Source organism: Pedobacter sp. T50_32 (genome assembly GCF_057652195.1).
In genome coordinates, this window is sequence record NZ_JBYFBY010000001.1 from 70,540 (window position 1) to 91,049 (window position 20,510).

Sequence of the window (20,510 nt, forward strand, 5' to 3'; positions counted from 1 at the left end):
AAATCTAAAAATTTTATTACTTAACATCTTCCTACTATCTACATCCCTATCAATTACAAATCTTTCAATTCTCATGATCAGATTTTTTTCAATCTTATATCTTTGTTAAATGAACAGAATTGATCGGCTATTTGGCATCCTCATTTTATTGCAATCTAAAAAACATGTAAGTGCCGAAACCATTGCCAGTCGGTTCGAAATTAGCGTTCGCACCGTTTACAGAGATGTAAAAGCTTTGGCCGAGCAAGGCGTACCCTTAAGCTTCGAACCTAACAAAGGCTACTTCATCGTTCAAGGATATTTCCTCCCACCCGTTTCATTTAATACTGACGAAGCCAGTGCACTATTAATGATGGAACGTTTCATCGAAGGTTTTGCCGATAAGTCTATCAAACAGCATTACCACAGTGCGCTAGATAAAGTTAAAAACGTACTGAAAAGTAATCAGAAAGAAATTTTGGAGAACTTGAATGAGAACATCAGGCTTCAGCTTCCAAAACGTTTGCACAGCGATGTCGAGTATCTTTCTTTGCTACAAAACGCCATTGCCGATAAGAACGTCATTTCCATCAAATACAAAAATTACAAAGAAGAAATTAGCGAGCGCCGCTTAGAACCAATCGGATTAATTTTCTACGCTTTTTCTTGGCACTTAATTGGCTATTGCCATCTGCGAAATTCCTATCGAGATTTCAAGGTGAACAACATCCTGCAACTCAATTGTTCCTCGCTGCCTTTTACCCTGTCATCGCACATCAGCATTAACGATTACATGAAACAACTTCCTGTAGATTATTAGTTTTTAGAAAGCGATTTCCTTCCAACATCGGCAATTGCAGCCCCGCTTTCCGCTACAATCTTTTTGTATACTGTTTCCGTCATTTCGAACTCAGAGAGAAATCTGTCAGACAGGAGCAATGACACACAGATTTCTCCTCGTACCTCGTCGAAATGACGTACCAAAAAGTATTCCGCTGCAATCGGGCTTATTTAACAAAGCAAGCTTCTACTTTTGCGCCCTTAGCGATTCTTCTATCGCTTTGCGTTAAAAATAAAACCGCAAAGATTAATTAAGTGTTCGCAAAGGACGCAAAGCCCTCCAATTGTCGTCATACCCAACTCGGTTGGGTATCGTAATGCGAAAGTTCCAATAAAAATCCTATCTAACATTAGCTTCGCTGAGCACTTTTTGTTCCCACCAACATGGAAATAACAAAGAGACAAAAAATATTTTCTCATCAATTTCCCACTGCCATAGGGTTGTCACTCCCGGTTCTCAACTTTGTTTTAACAAAAAAATAAACGTTATGGATATCATCAAATTATTAAAACACGAACTAACCGAAGAGGCTGCAACTACCCGTAAATTTTTAGCGTTAGTACCTTTCGACAGGCCTGATTATGCACCACATGAGAAAAGTATGAAAATGATGGATTTGGTAACGCACATTGCTGATCTATTTAGCTGGCCTAAGTTAGGTGTAGAAACCGACGAGCTCGATTTCGCAACTGCTCCTTATAATCCTACAAAAGTTGAAAATAACGATCAACTAATTGCCATTTTAGACAAAGGCTTAGCAGAAAGCTTGGCCAGTCTAACAGAAGTTGAAGAAGCATTTCTAGAAAAACCTTGGGTTTTACGTACTGGCGAACAAATTCATGCCGAAATGACTAAATACGGACTTATCAGAGTGTCGCTCAATCAAATTACACACCACAGAGCTCAATTAGGTGTTTACCTTCGTTTGCTTAACATTCCAATTCCTGGATCTTATGGTCCAAGTGCCGACGAGCAGAATTTCTAATTCCTATAACCACATAGACACATAGTCAAGGTAGCTTTGGAATTGAAATAGATCTTGCCTTATTGCATACAGACCTATGTGCCTATGTGGTTTCATTTTTTGAAGCCTTCAACAAGATATTCAAATTAGAATTGGTTACTTTGCATCTTCGAAGAACCAATTATGGATAACACCACTCGTTTAAATAAATACATCAGCGAAAGCGGACTTTGCTCAAGACGGGCTGCCGATAGATTCATTGAGTTAGGTCAGGTTTTTATCAACGGCAAAAGAGCAAAAGTAGGCGATAAAGTTGCTGTAGGTGATGTAGTAAGCGTAAACGGACAAAAAATTGAAGCTCGCGAAGCAGACAACACCGTAATTTTAGCGTATAATAAACCTGTAGGCGTAACTAGCACCACAGAAGCTTCGGTTAAAGACAACATTGTTGATCACGTAAATTACAGCGATCGTGTTTTTCCTATCGGCAGGTTAGACAAAGATTCGCAAGGCTTAATTTTTCTTACCAATAATGGCGATTTGGTAAACAAAATTCTTCGTGCCGGTAACAATCACGAAAAAGAATATATCGTTACAGTTGATAAACCCATTACCGACCAATTTATTGAAGGCATGGGTCATGGTGTACCCATATTAGGTGTAATGACCAAAAAATGTAAGGTTAAAAAAGAGAGTTCAAATGTACTGCGAGTTACACTAATACAAGGATTAAACCGACAAATAAGACGTATGTGCGAGCACTTTGGTTACGAAGTTGTTAGATTGGAAAGGGTTCGCATCATGAATATTTCGTTAAAAGGACTTGCTGTTGGCGATTGGCGTGAGTTAGAAGAACAAGAGCTCAACGCTATCTATAAACTTTTATCCAACTCAAGCTCAGAAGTAGAAACGCAAAAGAAATCGGCGATTAAGGCAGCAAAAGACTTTAGCAAGCAGAAAGCAATTAAAGTAGGTGCTAACGTAGATAAAAGAGCTAAAACAACATCCAGATCTACTGGAAAATCTCCCAACAAAAATACTAGAAACAGCACTGCAAAAGCAAAACCTAAAAATTTCTCATCAAAAGGGAAAAGAAGATAAGTCCTACCCCTTTTTTGACTGCTTTTTATTGAAGTAGTGTTGCAATAATCGCCTAATTTCATTATATTAGCGAGAAACGCACAATTACAATCTATGGACGCACTAAACAATCTCGAACCCTTACTTAAGGTCTTTTGGTATCTTGCTATACCTATCAGCTTCATTTTCATCGTTCAAACTGTCATGACATTTATCGGTGCCGATTCTGGCGATGGTCTTGATGCAGACTTTGATGGTGATTTAGACGGCGGTAACGCTCCCTTTCAACTTTTTTCTTTTAGGAACTTAATCAATTTCTTGCTAGGTTTTAGCTGGACAGGCATTTCATTTTATGGTTTGATTACGAATAGAGCTATCCTCATTATTCTTTCTGTAGTAATAGGTATTGCTTTTATCCTGATCTTCTTTGCCATCATCAAACAAATCCAAAAACTAGCAGAAGATAATTCCTTTAAAATTACTTCGCTTTTGCACAGAAGTGGCTCTGTTTACCTCCGTATTCCCGAAAAAAGAACCGGCATGGGTAAAATACAAGTAAGCGTAAACGGATCTTACAAGGAAGTAGATGCCATTACCAATGATGAGCAAATTGCCAGTGGTGCAGCAGTAAAAATCGTAAAAATTGAAAGTAACAACTTAGTACTCGTAGAAAAAATATAATATGGAAAACCTCTTACAATCGCCTATTACCTTAATTTTAATTGCTGTTATCGTTGTATTCGTAACGCTCTCTGCTTTATTAGCCCGCTACAAACGTTGTCCTTCCGATAAAATCCTAGTGATTTATGGAAAAACTGGTGGTACATCCGCAAAATGTATCCACGGTGGTGGTGCTTTCATTTGGCCAGTAATTCAAGACTTTGCTTATCTAGATTTGAAGCCAATTTCAATCGAAGCAAATTTGGTTAACGCATTGAGTAGACAAAACATCCGTGTAGATGTCCCTTGTCGTTTCACCATTGCTATTTCTACCGAAGCAGATAGCATGAACAACGCAGCTGAACGTTTATTAGGTTTAGCACCTGCTGATATTCAAGAATTATCGAAAGATATCCTATTTGGTCAGTTACGTTTGGTTATTGCTACTATGACTATCGAAGAAATTAACTCTGACCGTGATAAATTCTTAGATAATATCTCTAAAAACGTAGATACCGAGTTAAAGAAAATCGGCTTAAAATTGATCAACGTAAACGTAACGGATATCAAAGACGAATCTGGCTATATTGAAGCTTTAGGTAAAGAAGCCGCAGCGAAAGCGATCAACGAAGCGATCATCAGCGTTGCTGAACAAACTAAAATCGGTGAAACCGGTAAAGCCATTGCTGATAGAGAAAAAGACGTACAAATTGCAGAAACACAACGTGAGCGTGATGTTAAAATCGCTATCACTCAAAAAGACAGAGAGATTAGTATTGCCTCTGCTTTTAAGGACGAAGCTATTGGTAAGGCAGAAGCAGAAAGAGATACGCGTATCAAAACTTCGGAAGCAAATGCTATCGCCGTAAAAGGAGAAAACGAAGCGAAAATTGACATTGCCGCTTCAGATGCTTTACGTCGTGAAAAGGAAGCGGAAGCTTTGAAAATCGCAGTAGCCGCAGAGAAAGTACAACAAGCGAAAGCCCTAGAAGCATCTTACTTAGCGGAGCAAAAAGCAGAGGAGGCTCGTTCTGAAAGAGAAAGAGCAACGCAGATTGCAAACATTGTTGTTCCAGCAGAAATTGCTAAACAAAAAGCGATTATCCAAGCACAAGCTGATGCAGAAACTATTAGAGAAAATGCAAAAGGTGAAGCTGATGCTATTTACGCAAAAATGGAAGCAGAGGCGAAAGGTTTATTCGAAATCTTAACTAAGCAAGCAGAAGGTTACCGCGACGTGGTTGCAGCTGCAGGTGGCGACCCAACCAAGGCCTTCCAGTTATTGTTAATTGAAAAATTACCTGAATTAGTTAAAACGCAAGTTGAAGCGGTTAAAAACATCAAGATTGATAAAATTACTGTTTGGGATTCTGGTAACGGAACTGGAGAAAATGGTGCTGGTTCTACCGCAAACTTTGTTTCGGGCATGATGAAAACAGTACCTCCTTTAAATGATTTGTTTAACATGGCCGGATTGAACTTACCTACTTACCTAAAAGGAGAAGATACGGAAGTGACTCCTACAATAGAAGCAAACGACACCAATCCTAAAGCTTAATTTTAATTAGCTTTTATACATTTTTGAGGCTTCGGAATTAGGTTTTCGAAGCCTCAATCTTTTTAAGTAACTTTGTAGCCTCATGCAAAGCACAAAGAAGATAGATATCAGATCGTTAAACCCAGAACAGTTAGCCCAACATTTTAAGGATATGGGCGAACCTGCGTTTAGGGCCAAACAAGTCTATCAATGGCTTTGGGAAAAATCTGCTCGCAATTTCGAGGAAATGAGCAATCTCTCGAAAGATTTGCGCAAGAAACTGAGCGAAGGCTATGCCATTAATACCGTCGAAATTAGCAACGCACAATTCAGTAACGACCATACCATCAAAAATGCTTTTAAATTACATGATGGCAATATCGTTGAGGGCGTTTTAATTCCTACAGAAGAAAGAATGACTGCCTGTGTAAGTTCACAGGTAGGCTGCAGTTTAACCTGCAAATTCTGCGCAACTGGCTACATGGATCGTGTTCGTAATTTAAATGCAGATGAGATTTACGACCAAGTGGTATTAATTGACCAACAGGCGAAGAAAAACTACAATATTCCCCTCACCAACATTGTGTACATGGGGATGGGCGAGCCCTTGTTGAATTACGCCAATGTACTGAAATCTATCGATCGTATTACTGCACCAGACGGCTTGAACATGTCGTACAAACGTATCACGGTTTCTACGGCTGGTATCGCCAAAATGATTAAAAAGCTAGGTGATGACGGAGTAAAATTCAATTTGGCACTTTCACTTCACGCTGCAAACGACCAAAAACGTCACGAAATTATGCCAATTACAGAGCATAACTCTTTAAAGGCATTGGCCGAAGCATTGAAATATTATTTCCAGAAAACTAAAAATCCAGTTACTTACGAGTACATCGTTTTCAATAACTTTAATGATGAAATACAAGATGCAATGGAATTGGCCAAATTCTGTAAACACGTACCTTGTAAAGTAAACTTAATTGAATACAACCCAATTCAATTTGCAGATTTCATTAATGCTGAAGGCGATAAAATTGATGCTTTTGCAAATTATCTAAAGAAACAAGGCATCACTACCAATATCAGACGTAGTAGAGGTAAAGATATCGACGCCGCTTGTGGACAGCTGGCGGTAAAGGAAAAAGCTTAACCTTTCTTAATCAACTAATATTTAGTAAATTGTATAATGTTTGCCTTGAAACGTTATACCGAAGATCTCATCAATCTACTTTTTCCAGAACTATGCAATGGTTGTGGCAAGTTACTTTATCACGGAGAAAAAGACATTTGTACCAAGTGTCTTTATGATTTGCCTTATACAGATTTTCACTTGCATGGAGAGAATTTGGTGGCCAAACAGCTTTGGGGCAGATTACCAGTAAACGCAGCAATGGCGATGTTGTATTTTAAGAAAGGTACTAAGGTTCAAAATCTCATTCATGGATTAAAATATGACGGTAAAACCGAAATTGGTGTTATGCTTGGAAAGCTATTGGCGAAAAAACTAGCAGAGAGCGACCTTTATGCGGATGTCGATGTGGTAATTCCAGTTCCATTACATCAAAAGAAAATGAGAACTCGAGGTTACAATCAAAGTGAGTATATTGCAACTGGTTTGGCAGAAGAACTAGGAATAGCAGTGAGTACAAAATATTTACTGCGTGATAAATCTACCGAAAGCCAAACCAAAAAAGCAAGATATACGCGTTACGAAAACATGCAAGATGTTTTTAGCGTTATTAAAGCCGAAGAGCTCGCAGAAAAACACATCCTTTTAGTAGATGATGTAGTTACTACTGGGGCTACATTAGAAGCTTGCGGAAATGTCTTGCTAAACAATGGAATTAAAAAATTGAGCATCGCTGCTGTAGCATTTGCAGAATAATGAACCGTCAAAGATTTTAATTGGTTTTAATCTTTGTAAGCTCCATCTGACAAATAAAAATTTATAAAAAAACAGATGAAAAATAGAGTTCTACTTTTCTTAATAACTATAGTCACTTTATCTTTTGCGGCTTGCAATAAAGATGAGGACATCACTTTTGACCCTAATGCGAAGCTCAGTTTTTCTACTGACAGTGTATTGTTCGACACGGTTTTTACGTCTATAGGATCGACCGTTCGCAGATTTAAAATATTCAATTATAACGAAAAAGCTATCAACTTAGATGAAATAAAGATTGGTGGGGGTGCCAATTCCTCGTTCGTGATGAATGTAAATGGGAGGCAAATTGTTGATGGGAAAAACGTTAAAATTAACGGCAAAGATTCTATCAATATATTAGTTAGAGTTAACATTAATCCAACTGCAGAAAATCAGCCATTTATTGTACAAGACTCAATCTTGATGTTCTTCAATGGCAAAAAGGAAAAAATACCACTACTCGCATACGGTCAAAATGCCATTTTCCTCAAAAATGCCTCTATAAAAACGAATACCTCTTGGGATAGTAAATTACCGTATATCATCTCTAATTCTATTACTGTTGAAGAGAGTGCAACGCTAAACATTGCTCCGGGAACGAGGGTTTTGTTCCATAACGGAGCCACAATGCACATCAAAGGGACACTGAACGCAGTAGGAACAAGAAAAGATACCATTCTATTAGCCAGCGATAGAACTGAGCGTATTTACGAAGAAGAACCTGGACAATGGAATGGCATCCATATTTACGGCACTAGTAAAAATTCTATTATCAATTACGCCACCATTAAAAATGGCATTGCAGGTATTACTGTAGATTCGTTGTCGGTGAATAGTAATCCGAAATTGGTGTTGGCAAATACTGTGGTTAAGAACATGCAAGTTGTTGGCTTGCTTGGCTATCATACCGAAGTAGCAGCCTTTAACAATCTCTTTTATAATTGTGGACAATACTTAATTTACGGCATTGGTGGTGGCAATTACGATTTAGCTCAAAATACTTTCGCCGCATATAACTTTAATTTTGCACGACGAACTTCGGCAGTGCATCTATCCGATTTCATTAGCGCTACCGAATTTGCACCATTAAGAGCGAGCTTAACCAACAATATCATTTGGGGCAGTTTGGAAGATGAACTATTGATAGAAAAAAAGTCGAGTGCAGTTTCTGTCGTTGATATTAAAAACAACTTAATTAAAACAACAAAAGCTGAATTTAACACAAACGGAAACCTAATTAATTCAGATCCGCTTTTCATCAACACAAGACAAGGAAACTTCAAGATTTCTGAAAACAGTCCAGCTAAAAACAAAGGCATAAATTTATCATCGCATCCTTACTTTTCGTCTTATTTATCGAAAGACATTTTAGCAAACGAAAGATTATTTCCTTCTGAATTAGGATGTTACGAGAATAATTAAAAAAATATCAATCTTTCAAAAACTTTTTGACCACGCTTCTCGTTTATTATATCGAGAGCGTTAATTTAGATGGTAAGGGTCGATAGTTCCATACGGAATATCGGCCCTTTACTTTTAATAATCCGCCGAACATGAAAGCCGATGCTGACCTGTAGCGAAGCGAAAAGTTACGCAGTAAAATAAATTCAGGGTCAGTAAATCAGTCCTAAAACTCAATTATCCCAAAAAATCCATTAAAACCTTTTTGATCTCACTCGGATTAAATGGTTTTAACACATGACCATTCATGCCGCTTTCTTTAAATTTACTTTCTTCGTCGTGCAAAGTAGAGGCTGTAAGTGCAACTATTGGCAAGTTTTTATAATACTCTTGTTCCATTCCCCTAACAATTATTGTAGTTTCAAAACCATTTATTCCAGGCATTTTAATATCCATAAATACCAAGTCGTAATGGTTTTTGGTAATATGCTCAATCGCCTTATAACCGTCAGATGCAAAATCAATACGCAATCCCCACTTCATCAAGATTCGTTTTGCAATAAGAATATTAATTTCATTATCATCTACAATTAAAACCCTTTTTCCATCAAAATCTACGGCTTTAGTTTTTTCCTGCAAAGCCTTTTGAGATGATTTACCAAAACTAATTGTAAAAGAGAATGTTGTCCCCTTCCCCTCTATGCTGTCTACTCTTACTTCAGAGTTATATAGTTTCAACAACTTCTTGGTTATTGCAAGCCCCAAGCCTGTGCCTCCATATTTTCTAGAAATATCTGCTTTCGCTTGTGTAAAAGTCTCAAAAATGTATTCTTTCTTATCCGATGGAATACCAATACCATTATCTCTAACTTCAAATTGAATTTCAATATTATCAGAACCTTCTTTTACCAATTTCAGTAACAAATCAACATTACCGTTTGTGGTAAACTTGATGGCGTTACCCAACAAGTTCATCAGTATTTGGTAAAGTCTGGTTTTATCCGCAAGTATTAAATGAGGTATCTGACTATCAAAAGCAAGCTTTAAAGAGTTTTTCTGTTTAGCGGCGCTTACTTGTAGCGAGTTAATGATATCGTTACATAAATGATGGAGGTTGGTTGGCAAAAACTCCAAATGCAAATTTCCTGTTTCAATTTTGGTGAAATCAAGCACATCGTTAATTATATTCAGCAAGTTTTCGCTAGAGAACTTCAAGATATTAAGATCTTCGGTTTGAGATGGCTTAGGATCATTTTCGATGAGCAAATGCGTCATGCCGATAATAGCATTCAACGGAGTGCGTATCTCGTGGCTCATTACCGAAAGGAACATTTCCTTAGCTTCACTTAGCTGCAAAGCCTGTTCTTTGGCTAGCAAAATATCACGTTCTACCTGCTTACGCTCCGTAATATCGGTAATCAGCTCTACATATCGCTCTACTTTTCCCTTACTTATAATTGGTGTATTAGAAACGGCAAGCCAAACATCTGTTCCATCTTTCTTTTGCGCTAATACTTCAATTGAGAAAGATTGCTGATGCTCGGATGCTTCTCTAGCCTTCAATATTACTTGTCTATCTGTTTCATCAGTAGAAAGTACATCACCCAATAATTTACCAGATAATTCTGCAGAAGAGTAACCTATCAGCTGTTCTAAAGCTTCATTAACCCAAGTAATCTCTCCATTTTGGCTACAAATTGCAACACCTGTGTGAGATTTACTCGCAACTGTAGACAATACTTCCAGCTCTTGCTCAGCTTTTTTCTTATCTGTAATATCTAAAATAATCTCAATTTCTGTTTCTACCTCTCCGTCTTCACTTAAAATTATTGTACTGTAAATGGAAAGCCAAATTTTTCTTTTGTCTTTTCGATAAGCCAGAATATCAACTGTGAAAGATTTCTTTTCGCTAATCAGCTTTCTAGCTTCCTCAATTACAGACCAATCGGTTTCTGGTCCCCTAATTAAATCGCCCAATGGCTTACCCTGAATATCTTCTAAAGTAAAGCCGGTAATTTGTGTAAAGGCATCATTTGCCCAACTAACGCGATTATAATCATCGCTAATTACCACACCGTTATTCACTTTGCTTGCCACAAACGACAAGTGGGTAAGTTCAGTTTCTAAGCGCTTCTTTTCTGTAATATCTCTTCCGTAGCTATACCACCTATCGTCTTTGGCGACCATAATCCAGCTCAGCCACTTAATCTGTTTTGCTTTGTCAACAACCCGAAAATCTAAAAAGAACTGCTTTTTACCCTCTTTTAGTCCTTCTTCAATATAACTTATAATCTTAAAAATATCTTCACTATGGCAAAAGCTCCACATACTTTTACCCAACACATCTTCAATCTCGTATCCAAGTAATTTTTTGGCAGCTTGGTTGGTAAAAATAATATCGCCGTCTCTAGTTAAAATACAGTGAATTTCGGGAGAAGCCTCAAATACATTGATAAATTCTTCTGAACGTTTGGTTTGAACCTCTAACTGAAGATTTTTTCTCCTTAAGGAAAGTTGCGTAATAATTTGTAGAGACAAAGTTTGCAAAGCTTCCGTTTGCAGCGATGTAAGTTCTTTCACGCAATCGTCTACTACGCACAAACAGCCCAAGGCATAACCATCAGCATCTATCAATGGCACACTGGCGTAAAACAAGATATTATCCTGCGAAGAAATTAATCCATTATCATGAAACTCTTCTGTTAATCTAAGGTCTGGCGCAAGGTAGATGTCTTTATACATCGCATATTGGCAAATGCTGCCTTCTCTGCTAAAAATACGTTGCTGAGTAATTAAACCATAAGTAGCCTTAAAGACAATGTTTTCTTTATCAATGAAACTGATATAGGCTTTTTTGGTAGAGGCGATTTGAGCAGCTAATTTAACTAGGTTATCTAGTTCATTGTTAAGTCCTTCTCCAAGTACATCGTAAGAATAAAGTGCGGCCAAGCGGCGCTCTTCCATCTGAGAACTTGGAGAAGGTACATTTAACATATTATTCGGTAATTAAAACCGAATATAACTATTTATAAAGTGGAAAACGACTTACTAAGGCTTGAACTTTAGTTTTTACTGCCTCAAGTACTTGGTCATCGCCAGCATTCATCAATGCTTCATCAATCAAGTCAACAATTTCTTCCATTTGTTCTGCTTTAAAACCTCTAGAAGTAATCGCAGCAGTACCTACTCTAAATCCTGATGTTACAAATGGAGATTTATCGTCAAATGGCACCATATTTTTATTAACAGTGATATCGGCTTTGCCTAAAGCTTCTTCAGCAGCTTTACCTGTGATATTCTTGTTTCTAAGGTCAATTAACATCAAGTGGTTATCTGTACCACCTGAGATAATTCCGTATCCTTTAGCTACAAACGCTTTAGCCATAGCTTGTGCATTTACACCAACTTGCTTGATATAATCGCCATACTCATCTGTTAAAGCTTCGCCAAATGCAATTGCTTTAGCAGCGATGATGTGCTCTAATGGACCACCTTGTGTACCAGGGAAAACAGCCATATCTAATAAGTTAGACATCATTCTAGTTTCGCCTTTCGGTGTTTTTAAACCCCAAGGATTTTCAAAATCTTTACCCATCATAATCATCCCACCACGTGGACCTCTTAAGGTTTTGTGCGTAGTTGTAGTTACAATATGGCAATGAGGAAGTGGATTGTCTAATAAGCCTTTAGCGATAAAACCTGCTGGGTGAGAAATATCTGCCAATACCAAAGCACCAATTTGGTCTGCTACCTTGCGGATAAAAGCATAATCCCACTCTCTCGAGTAAGCAGAAGCACCGCAGATAATCAATTTTGGTTTTTCGGCCAATGCAACTTCTTCCAATTTTGCATAGTCAATTTTACCATCTTCCTTTTTAACTCCGTAGAACAAAGGTTGATATAATTTTCCAGAGAAATTAACAGGAGAACCGTGAGTTAAGTGACCACCGTGAGACAAATCGAAACCTAAAATTTTATCGCCAGGTTGAATTACAGCTAACATTACCGCAGCATTAGCTTGTGCTCCTGAGTGTGGTTGTACGTTTACCCATGCAGCACCGAAAAGTTTTTTAGCTCTGTCGATAGCGATGTTTTCTATTTCGTCTACCACTTGGCAACCTCCATAGTAACGTTTCCCTGGTAAACCTTCAGCGTATTTGTTAGTTAATACCGACCCCGCAGCTTCCATTACTTGCTTGCTAACGAAGTTTTCAGAAGCAATAAGCTCTAAACCGTGTTCTTGTCTGTCTAATTCTTTGTCAATTAAATCGAAAACTAATGTGTCTCTGTTCATTATTGGAATTGGAAATATGTGTTTGTTTCGGTAAAAATACTCAAATTATTAGGGAATACAATGAACAAATGCGGATAACTAAGTCATCCTCATTAGCATTGGTCGGCACATTCTACCTATTTGGAACTTTTATTGATAAATTTATTAAACAAAATACCGTAATTTGTGCTTTTATAACATTGCATGGAAGTAAAAACAGGAGCCTTATTATCTACTATAAATTATCCAGAGGATTTAAAGAAATATAGTGAGCAGGAACTGGAGCAGATTTGTCAAGAGTTACGTCAGTATATCATTGATGTAGTGAGTGTTAACGGTGGGCATTTTGGAGCGAGTTTAGGTGTGGTAGAGCTAACTGTTGCTTTGCATTATGCGCTCAATACTCCTTACGATAAGTTGATTTGGGACGTCGGCCATCAGGCTTATGGTCATAAAATCTTAACAGGAAGAAAGGACCAATTTCATACCAACAGGATTATTAATGGCATCAGTGGGTTTCCAAAAATCAGCGAAAGCGAATATGATACTTTTGGTGTAGGCCACTCTTCTACTTCTATTTCTGCAGCTTTGGGTATGGCTGTGGCTTCTCATTACAAAGGCGAAAAAGATAGACAACACGTTGCCGTAATTGGCGATGGCGCTATGACTGCAGGTTTAGCTTTTGAAGGTTTAAACCATGCTGGCATTGAGAAATCTAACGTTTTGGTGATTTTGAACGACAATTGCATGTCGATTGACCCGAACGTTGGGGCATTAAAAGAATATTTAACGAGCATCACTACTTCTAAATCATACAATCGTTTTAGGGATGATGTTTTCAATGTGCTGACCAAACTTTCGGAGCTTGGGCCAAACGCACAGAAATACGTAAAGAAAATTCAAAAAAGCATTAAAGGTACTTTGCTAAAACAGAGTAACCTTTTCGAAGCTTTAAATTTCAGATATTTTGGTCCGGTAGATGGCCATGACGTGAAGCGTTTAGCGGCTATCATCAAAGATTTAAAAGATATTCCTGGTCCTAAATTATTGCATTGCGTTACGGTTAAAGGCAAAGGTTTCGCATTGGCGGAAAAAGACCAAACCAAATGGCATGCACCAGGTTTATTCGATAAAATCACGGGAGAGATTAAAAAATCTGTTCCAGATAAACCGCAACCACCAAAATACCAAGATGTTTTTGGACATACTATGGTGGAATTAGCGGAAGCAAATAAAAAAATTGTGGGTATTACACCTGCAATGCCATCGGGTTGTTCGTTAAATATCATGATGAAAGCAATGCCAGACAGAGCTTTTGACGTAGGTATTGCCGAACAACATGCAGTAACTTTTTCTGCCGGTTTAGCAACCCAAGGATTGGTTCCTTTCTGTAATATCTACTCTAGTTTTATGCAAAGGGCTTACGACCAAGTTATCCACGATGTGGCGATACAGAACTTGAATGTAGTATTTTGTTTAGATAGAGCTGGTTTAGCTGGCGCTGATGGTGCAACGCATCACGGTGCTTATGATTTAGCTTTCATGCGCTGCATTCCAAATATGACAGTTGCTTCTCCTATGAATGAGGAGGAATTGCGCAACATGATGTACACCGCACAGTTGGAAAACAAAGGTCCATTTACTATTCGTTACCCAAGAGGAAATGGAATGTTGCCAGATTGGAAACGTCCATTAAATGAACTACAAGTTGGTAAAGGTCGTAAGGTGTGTGATGGCGAAGATGTTGCCATCTTAACCATTGGTCATGTTGGTAATTTTGCTGTTGAAGCTTGTAAAGAGTTGAACAGCGATGGCATTAACCCTGCACACTACGATTTACGTTTTGTAAAGCCTTTAGACGCAGAATTGCTTCACGATGTATTTACTCGTTTTAAAAATGTAATTACGGTAGAAGATGGTTGCTTACAAGGTGGAATGGGAAGTGCGGTTTTAGAGTTTATGGCTGATAACGGTTATAAATCTAACGTGACTAGACTTGGTATTCCTGACGAGATTGTAGAACACGGAGAGCAACCAGAGTTATGGGCACTTTGTGGCTATGATACTACTGCAATTATCCAAGCAGTAAAAAAAGTTGCAGTAAGCAGACCAACTAAAATAATGGCTTCTTAGTCTTCGAAAAGCGCAGGCTGACAAATAACACTCAATTGGAAAAGAATTCTAAAATCTTCGTAGCAGGCCACCGAGGTATGGTAGGCTCTGCCATTTATCGTAAACTTCAAAAAGAAGGTTATCAAAATATCATCACTAGAACTTCAAAAGAGTTAGATTTACGTAACCAACAAGCAGTAGCCGATTTTTTTGCAGCCGAAAAACCTGATTACGTATTTTTAGCAGCGGCTAAAGTTGGTGGTATTGTAGCGAACAACACTTACAGAGCAGATTTCCTTTACGAGAACTTGGCTATTCAGAACAACGTTATTCATCAATCTTATTTGAATAACGTAACTAAACTGATGTTTTTAGGCTCAAGCTGTATTTATCCGAAATTGGCCCCCCAGCCACTTAAAGAAGATTATTTGTTGACTGGAACCTTAGAGCCTACAAACGAGCCTTACGCTATCGCTAAAATAGCCGGGATTAAAATGTGTGATGCTTACAGAGAACAATATGGCTGTAACTTCATTTCGGTAATGCCTACTAATTTATATGGCTTAAACGATAACTATCACCCAGAAAATTCTCACGTTTTACCTGCTTTAATTAGAAAGTTTGATGAAGCTAAAAATGACGGCAGCAAAGAAGTTGTTATTTGGGGAACAGGCTCGCCGATGCGTGAGTTTCTATACGCAGATGATTTAGCTGACGCTTGTTATTACCTAATGGAAAACTATAGCGAGCCAACTTTAATTAACATTGGTACCGGAGAAGATTTAACCATTAAAGACTTAGCTTTAGCCGTTAAGAAAACTGTAGGATTTGAAGGAGAGCTGGTATTCGATACGAGCAAACCAGATGGCACACCACGTAAACTGATGGATGTTTCTAAGCTTCATAACTTAGGCTGGAAGCACCAAATAGAATTGGAAGAAGGTTTAAAACTTGCCTATCAAGATTATCTAAGCAAGAAATAAAAGAAAAGTCCTGATTTGAATTCAAATCAGGACTTTTCTTATGCTGTAACAAGACTTACGAAGTTTAACTTTCTTTGTTTATTGATTTTTAAAGGTTAAGTTGAGGGCTTCGCCGTTTAAAAACTTCGTAAGTCTAAAGATTAAAAATCGTAGTAAAGGTTCCTAAAGCTAGTCTTCAATCCGAAGGTTACCATTGCTGTATTATGGCTGGCTAAGCTATTTTTCTCTTGTCTCAAGATACCGCCTAACTCTAACCTTAGATTATATTTCGGATTTAACAAATAAGCCACTCTTCCTTGTAATGTGAGAAGGTCTGTTTTAATTCCTTGTCCCACATGGCTGCCATATTGTACCGAACGTGTTTCGTAGCTTTTAAAAATATCTTTTCCGAAGTTCGTTCCAGCTGCATCTAAACCATAAGTAGCATATAAAGCTTGCCCTTGGAAATCAAATCGTTTTACGCTGTAGTTCAACAAGCCTAAAAACTCTCTAAAATTAGCCCCAAAAGGGTGCGCTAAAGACTGATTATAGTTTGCGTAGTTAGATAACCTATCAAAGTGTGCGTAAGTGTAAGGACGAGCTGTATTAAACTCGGCTAGGTAATTTAAACGAGCAACCTTAAATAAATCAGAACCTCTTAAACCTAACTGTACAGCCCATTTATTTGCCCAGTATCCATTTCCTGCAAAAAATTCTTTTGCTGTAAATTCGTCAAACATGAATTGCCCGTAAAGAGCTGTCTTTTCTAATAGCTCGTACTTTGCATTCAAACCTAATCTCATTTTATCTGGAGATGTAGTGTTCGTATTCTCTACTGGTCGTAAGAACATAAAAGGATGGATGTAATTAAAATCAAACCCCCTCTTGCCTTCTACCTCAGCATCAGCCCAGGTTACCGCCTGAAACAAACCGATAGATAAACGATTTGTTGCGTTCCAATCTAAGTAGTGTGCTGCCATCCACTTGCCTCTGTCGCCTAATCTCCTGTCGTTAGCCAACTTCGGTGCTCCGGGGTCTAGCATGTAGGCATAAATGGTTTGATATTGCAAACTTCCTAAACTAGCCCTCATTCTAAAGAAAGAGTAGTTGGACGAAACATCCGATAACAGTACCGAGCGATAACCGTCTCCAATGAAGTTCTTATCGTAGCCTAAAGCGAAATTTAGGTATTTATTGGGTGTGTATGAAAGTAAAGCGGTAACATAAGCCCAATCTTGGGTGTCAGTTCCAAGTTTGCCAAAACCCTGTCCTGGCACCACTCGATTAGTAACAATATAGTCATTGATATAATCAGCGAATTTACCTTGATTCTCAAAAGCATTTAAGTAGAAAGAAAACTTCTGTCCTACATTTCCACCAACTTGAAAACCACGAGTATTTAACCAAGTACCTCTATTACCTTCTATATCTTTACCAATCTGAAAGTCTGCAAGAAAATCGGCATAAATGTTATATTCATCAGTTTTAAATTGAATTAAATGCTCTTGAAACAACTTGCGGCGAACCCAGCTCCTTTTGTTAAGACTATCCGTACCGTAATTCATTAAAGAATCATAAGCTGATTTCAACTTCATATCATCTGCATAAAACCCTCTAATGGACGAGTGAAATTTCGCTTTAATATCGTAAACAGACTTATTAAGCTTTTGATAGAATTGATAATCGTGAAGTATGTTCTGATTTGCTGTTGGATTAGTATCTTGTGCATTTGCTCCAAAAACAAAAAAGGCCATGAGAGTGGCCATTATAATTTTAGTCTTCATTAAAATTTAGTCTTTATTTATTACTCCGTCTAGCTCTTCGTAAACAGAGTTTTTGCTTTTAAACTCTACTACCATTTTCTTCATGCCAATTACCACTTGCCTATCATCATTCGCCTTAGCATAATCAATCAATGAATAGATCTGATCTTCTACTTCGCTAAAAACATATTCCCTCACCCTGCCAATCATAATTTTTTCATGGTGTGTAGGCATAGTATTTTCGTTATCATTCAGTAACTCTTCAAATAACTTCTCTCCTGGCCTTAAACCAGAATATTGAATTTTCACGTCTTGATTTGGTATCAATCCCGCCAAACGGATCATTTTCTTAGCAAGCTCTACAATCTTTACAGATTTACCCATATCAAACACGAAAATCTCTCCACCTTTACCCATACATCCAGCTTCAAGAACCAATCTACATGCTTCTGGTATTGTCATAAAGTATCTTGTAATTTCTGGATGAGTTACGGTTACTGGCCCGCCCTTTTCAATTTGCTGTTTAAAACGAGGAATTACGGAACCATTGGAACCTAATACATTCCCAAAACGCGTGGTGATAAATTTGGTAATTGGTTTTACCTGTAAATTGTTAATGTAACTTAATCCATTACTAAAAACAAAATCTTTTCTATTAAGAGAATTATTTAACGACTGTACATATATTTCGGCAATACGCTTAGAAGCACCCATAATATTAGTTGGGTTAACCGCTTTGTCCGTAGAAACCATTACAAATTTCTGCACACCATATTTTACAGACAGGTCTGCAATCATTTTCGTACCTAACACATTATTCTTAATTGCTTCGGAAGGATTATCCTCCATTAAAGGAACATGTTTATATGCTGCCGCATGATAAACGTAATGAGGTTTATACATCTCAAAAAGATGTATCATTCTTTTTTCGTCTTTCACGTCTCCAATAAACGCGTGAAAATTATTGTGCTTATGCGTTTCTTCTAGTTCTAAGTAAATATCATGTAAAGCAGTTTCGGATTTATCACAAAGGATAATTAAACCGACCTCAAAATTCATCAACTGACGTACAATTTCACTTCCTATAGAACCTGCAGCGCCGGTAATTAAAATCCGCTTGTCTTTCAGCTGATTTTGAAGTTCTTTAATATCTATTTCGATAGGTTTACGGTTTAGTAAATCTTCAATATTAATATTCTGGATTTGCGATTTATTCAGCTTTCCACCTTCCCAAGCATCTGCTGGAGGGATATTTAGAACAACAACATCATTCTCCAAACATACATCTACAATACTATTTTTTCTATCTAAAGGAATAGTATAGGACGCAAAAATAACTTCATCCACCTCGTGATCCTTAATAAGTTCTTCCAAGCGAGCGGCACTTAAAATCTTAACGCCATCAATAGCCTTACCTACCTTTCTCTCATCATCATCAACAAAAGCCATAATGGTTTTATTTACCTTACCATCGTGATCGAAAGTACGCTTTGTTGCAAGACCAGCTTCACCTGCACCATAAATGATTACTTTTTTCTTATCCAGGTTTAAATTCTTGATATACATGAAGAAGTACTTGATAAGAACCCTATACGTAATCAGTAAAAGGAATGATGTAAGAAGGTTTATGATCAGAACTGTATTTGAAATATATGGGTGGTGACCAAATGCAGTGATGACAAAATTGATAAATGAAAAAACACCATTGCTGATAATTACAGCAAATAATATCCTGAAGGTATCTTGTGCACTTGTGTACCTAATGATACCAGCGTAGGTTTTTACATTAAAAAATACAACGATATTAATTGCAGTGAGGATCAGAATGTTTCTACTAAACTCTACAATATCAATAGCAGATAATGCTAGATTTAATTTAACCGCATAGGCGATCACGACAGAAACTAAGCAAATGCCTAGGTCTAGGAGGAAAATAATCCACCGGGGAACAATATTTATTTTACCAAACAAAGTAGATAATTTTAACTAAGGTACAACTATTAATACAGTCTATCAATTTTTTTACATTTCACTAATGATAAGACACCAATAACTTTTGCCTTCCTTCGAGTTTAACGCGAAGCAAAAGGTAAATTGAGATAAAAGCAAAAAACATCATTAGAGAATATATTACATCCGTTTTAACTACTGATACGAGGACTACATTTACCAATAATTGAGCCATAATGTAGATTAATGAAACTAATATATGTGGATACTTACGTTGGTTAGAAAGATATTGATAAAAATGGCTACGGTGTGCCTCAAAGATGTTTTCACCTCTTACTTTTCTAAATAAAACGGTAAAGGCTGTATCGGTTCCATAGATTAGCAGCAGTAAAATATAGGATAGATTTTGAGTAGTTAATATTAACTGGCCTAGAAGGAATACGATGATAAATGCTATACTTACACTTCCTACATCACCAGCAAAACACTTAGCTCTCTTTCTGAAATTAAAAAAATTAAATACAACTAAAGATAAGCCGACAATTATTAAGAGTTCGCTTGAAGTGAAATTTGTTATTCTCTCATTGATATAATATAGTGTTATAATTGTGAGCAGGCTATATCCGCCGGTGATGCCATTTATGCCATCCATAAAGTTATAGGCGTTAATAGTAGCAATTACAAAAATTAGAGCGATCAGTATCCAATACCAGTTTAAACTGAATAAATTCCATTGAAAAAACAATAACAATACCGAGCTTAAATGTATACTTAATCGAACTTTGTTGTTTAGCGTCAACACATCGTCTAGAAAACTGATGGTAGAAATAGCGACTAGACCAATTACAAAATAAATATTTTGAAATCCGTTAACCAAGGAGTAAGCGAGAACGGCCAAAGGGAAGATAATCCCACCACCGCGAATGGTAATCTTAGTATGAGAACTACGATGGTTAGGTTTATCAATAATATTATATCGATCTGCGATCTTAAAATAAAACAGTTCTAAAATGACAAAAAGAACAAAATATAGAAGTAGAATTGAGTTTTGCATTAAGTTT

The 20,510-nt window shown here is 37.3% G+C and carries 15 protein-coding genes; 10 read left to right on the forward strand and 5 right to left on the reverse strand.

Going from position 1 to position 20,510, the window contains the following annotated elements; translation table 11 throughout:
• Positions 1-109: 109 nt before the first annotated feature.
• The 8 genes from AC23ME_RS00260 (at position 110) to AC23ME_RS00295 (ending at position 8,410) form a co-directional block, all read left to right on the forward strand.
• Complete coding sequence (locus tag AC23ME_RS00260; protein ID WP_487725743.1) at positions 110-799, forward strand: helix-turn-helix transcriptional regulator; 690 nt, start codon at positions 110-112, stop codon at positions 797-799.
• A 508-nt stretch (positions 800-1,307) separates the two neighbouring features.
• The gene (locus tag AC23ME_RS00265) at positions 1,308-1,805 is read left to right on the forward strand and encodes a DinB family protein (RefSeq protein ID WP_487725744.1); all 498 of its coding nucleotides are present in this window, start codon (positions 1,308-1,310) and stop codon (positions 1,803-1,805) included.
• Between the two features lie 162 nt (positions 1,806-1,967).
• Positions 1,968-2,885, forward strand: coding sequence for a 23S rRNA pseudouridine(2604) synthase RluF (gene rluF / locus AC23ME_RS00270; protein ID WP_487725745.1), 918 nt, complete (start codon positions 1,968-1,970; stop codon positions 2,883-2,885).
• 183 nt (positions 2,886-3,068) lie between these two features.
• Positions 3,069-3,545, forward strand: a complete 477-nt coding sequence (locus AC23ME_RS00275) for an NfeD family protein (RefSeq protein ID WP_487725746.1) — start codon at positions 3,069-3,071, stop codon at positions 3,543-3,545.
• Between the two features lies 1 nt (position 3,546).
• Positions 3,547-5,082 (forward strand): flotillin family protein, encoded by a 1,536-nt coding sequence (locus AC23ME_RS00280; protein ID WP_487725747.1) that lies wholly within the window; start codon positions 3,547-3,549, stop codon positions 5,080-5,082.
• 82 nt (positions 5,083-5,164) lie between these two features.
• Positions 5,165-6,214, forward strand: a complete 1,050-nt coding sequence (gene rlmN, locus AC23ME_RS00285) for a dual-specificity RNA methyltransferase RlmN (protein WP_487725748.1) — start codon at positions 5,165-5,167, stop codon at positions 6,212-6,214.
• Positions 6,215-6,250: 36 nt separating this feature from the next.
• Positions 6,251-6,949 carry a ComF family protein gene (locus AC23ME_RS00290; RefSeq protein ID WP_487725749.1) on the forward strand — a complete coding sequence of 233 codons (699 nt, stop codon included), beginning with the start codon at positions 6,251-6,253 and terminating at the stop codon, positions 6,947-6,949.
• 75 nt (positions 6,950-7,024) lie between these two features.
• Entirely contained in the window at positions 7,025-8,410 is a 1,386-nt protein-coding gene (locus AC23ME_RS00295; protein WP_487725750.1) for a hypothetical protein, read from the forward strand.
• Positions 8,411-8,626: 216 nt separating this feature from the next.
• Here AC23ME_RS00295 and AC23ME_RS00300 read toward each other — a convergent pair whose 3' ends face one another.
• Together AC23ME_RS00300 and glyA are read right to left on the reverse strand one after the other, a co-directional pair.
• A complete protein-coding gene (locus tag AC23ME_RS00300) occupies positions 8,627-11,383 on the reverse strand; it encodes a PAS domain S-box protein (protein ID WP_487725751.1) in 2,757 nt (918 codons plus the stop codon).
• Between the two features lie 28 nt (positions 11,384-11,411).
• Entirely contained in the window at positions 11,412-12,683 is a 1,272-nt protein-coding gene (gene glyA, locus AC23ME_RS00305) for a serine hydroxymethyltransferase (protein ID WP_487725752.1), read from the reverse strand.
• A 183-nt stretch (positions 12,684-12,866) separates the two neighbouring features.
• On the opposite strand from glyA, the gene dxs reads away from it, so the two are divergent.
• Together dxs and fcl are read left to right on the forward strand one after the other, a co-directional pair.
• Complete coding sequence (dxs, locus tag AC23ME_RS00310) at positions 12,867-14,795, forward strand: 1-deoxy-D-xylulose-5-phosphate synthase (RefSeq protein ID WP_487725753.1); 1,929 nt, start codon at positions 12,867-12,869, stop codon at positions 14,793-14,795.
• A 35-nt stretch (positions 14,796-14,830) separates the two neighbouring features.
• Positions 14,831-15,757, forward strand: a complete 927-nt coding sequence (gene fcl, locus AC23ME_RS00315; RefSeq protein ID WP_487725754.1) for a GDP-L-fucose synthase — start codon at positions 14,831-14,833, stop codon at positions 15,755-15,757.
• 140 nt (positions 15,758-15,897) lie between these two features.
• Here fcl and AC23ME_RS00320 read toward each other — a convergent pair whose 3' ends face one another.
• The 3 genes from AC23ME_RS00320 to AC23ME_RS00330 all read right to left on the reverse strand — a co-directional run bounded on the left by AC23ME_RS00320 (position 15,898) and on the right by AC23ME_RS00330 (position 20,503).
• On the reverse strand, positions 15,898-17,520 hold the full coding sequence (locus tag AC23ME_RS00320; RefSeq protein WP_487725755.1) for a gliding motility protein RemB: 1,623 nt from the start codon (positions 17,518-17,520) through the stop codon (positions 15,898-15,900).
• Between the two features lie 6 nt (positions 17,521-17,526).
• Entirely contained in the window at positions 17,527-19,470 is a 1,944-nt protein-coding gene (locus AC23ME_RS00325; protein WP_487725756.1) for a polysaccharide biosynthesis protein, read from the reverse strand.
• Positions 19,471-19,531: 61 nt separating this feature from the next.
• Positions 19,532-20,503: an MraY family glycosyltransferase gene (locus AC23ME_RS00330; RefSeq protein ID WP_487725757.1), complete on the reverse strand. Its 972-nt coding sequence runs from the start codon at positions 20,501-20,503 to the stop codon at positions 19,532-19,534.
• Positions 20,504-20,510: the final 7 nt, after the last annotated feature.

Coding starts and splice junctions, on each gene's coding strand:
- AC23ME_RS00260 (WP_487725743.1), top strand. CDS start 110: ATGAACAGAATTGATCGGCTATTTGGCATCCTCATTTTATTGCAATCT.
- AC23ME_RS00265 (WP_487725744.1), top strand. CDS start 1,308: ATGGATATCATCAAATTATTAAAACACGAACTAACCGAAGAGGCTGCA.
- rluF (WP_487725745.1), top strand. CDS start 1,968: ATGGATAACACCACTCGTTTAAATAAATACATCAGCGAAAGCGGACTT.
- AC23ME_RS00275 (WP_487725746.1), top strand. CDS start 3,069: ATGACATTTATCGGTGCCGATTCTGGCGATGGTCTTGATGCAGACTTT.
- AC23ME_RS00280 (WP_487725747.1), top strand. CDS start 3,547: ATGGAAAACCTCTTACAATCGCCTATTACCTTAATTTTAATTGCTGTT.
- rlmN (WP_487725748.1), top strand. CDS start 5,165: ATGCAAAGCACAAAGAAGATAGATATCAGATCGTTAAACCCAGAACAG.
- AC23ME_RS00290 (WP_487725749.1), top strand. CDS start 6,251: ATGTTTGCCTTGAAACGTTATACCGAAGATCTCATCAATCTACTTTTT.
- AC23ME_RS00295 (WP_487725750.1), top strand. CDS start 7,025: ATGAAAAATAGAGTTCTACTTTTCTTAATAACTATAGTCACTTTATCT.
- AC23ME_RS00300 (WP_487725751.1), bottom strand. CDS start 11,383: ATGTTAAATGTACCTTCTCCAAGTTCTCAGATGGAAGAGCGCCGCTTG.
- glyA (WP_487725752.1), bottom strand. CDS start 12,683: ATGAACAGAGACACATTAGTTTTCGATTTAATTGACAAAGAATTAGAC.
- dxs (WP_487725753.1), top strand. CDS start 12,867: ATGGAAGTAAAAACAGGAGCCTTATTATCTACTATAAATTATCCAGAG.
- AC23ME_RS00320 (WP_487725755.1), bottom strand. CDS start 17,520: ATGAAGACTAAAATTATAATGGCCACTCTCATGGCCTTTTTTGTTTTT.
- AC23ME_RS00330 (WP_487725757.1), bottom strand. CDS start 20,503: ATGCAAAACTCAATTCTACTTCTATATTTTGTTCTTTTTGTCATTTTA.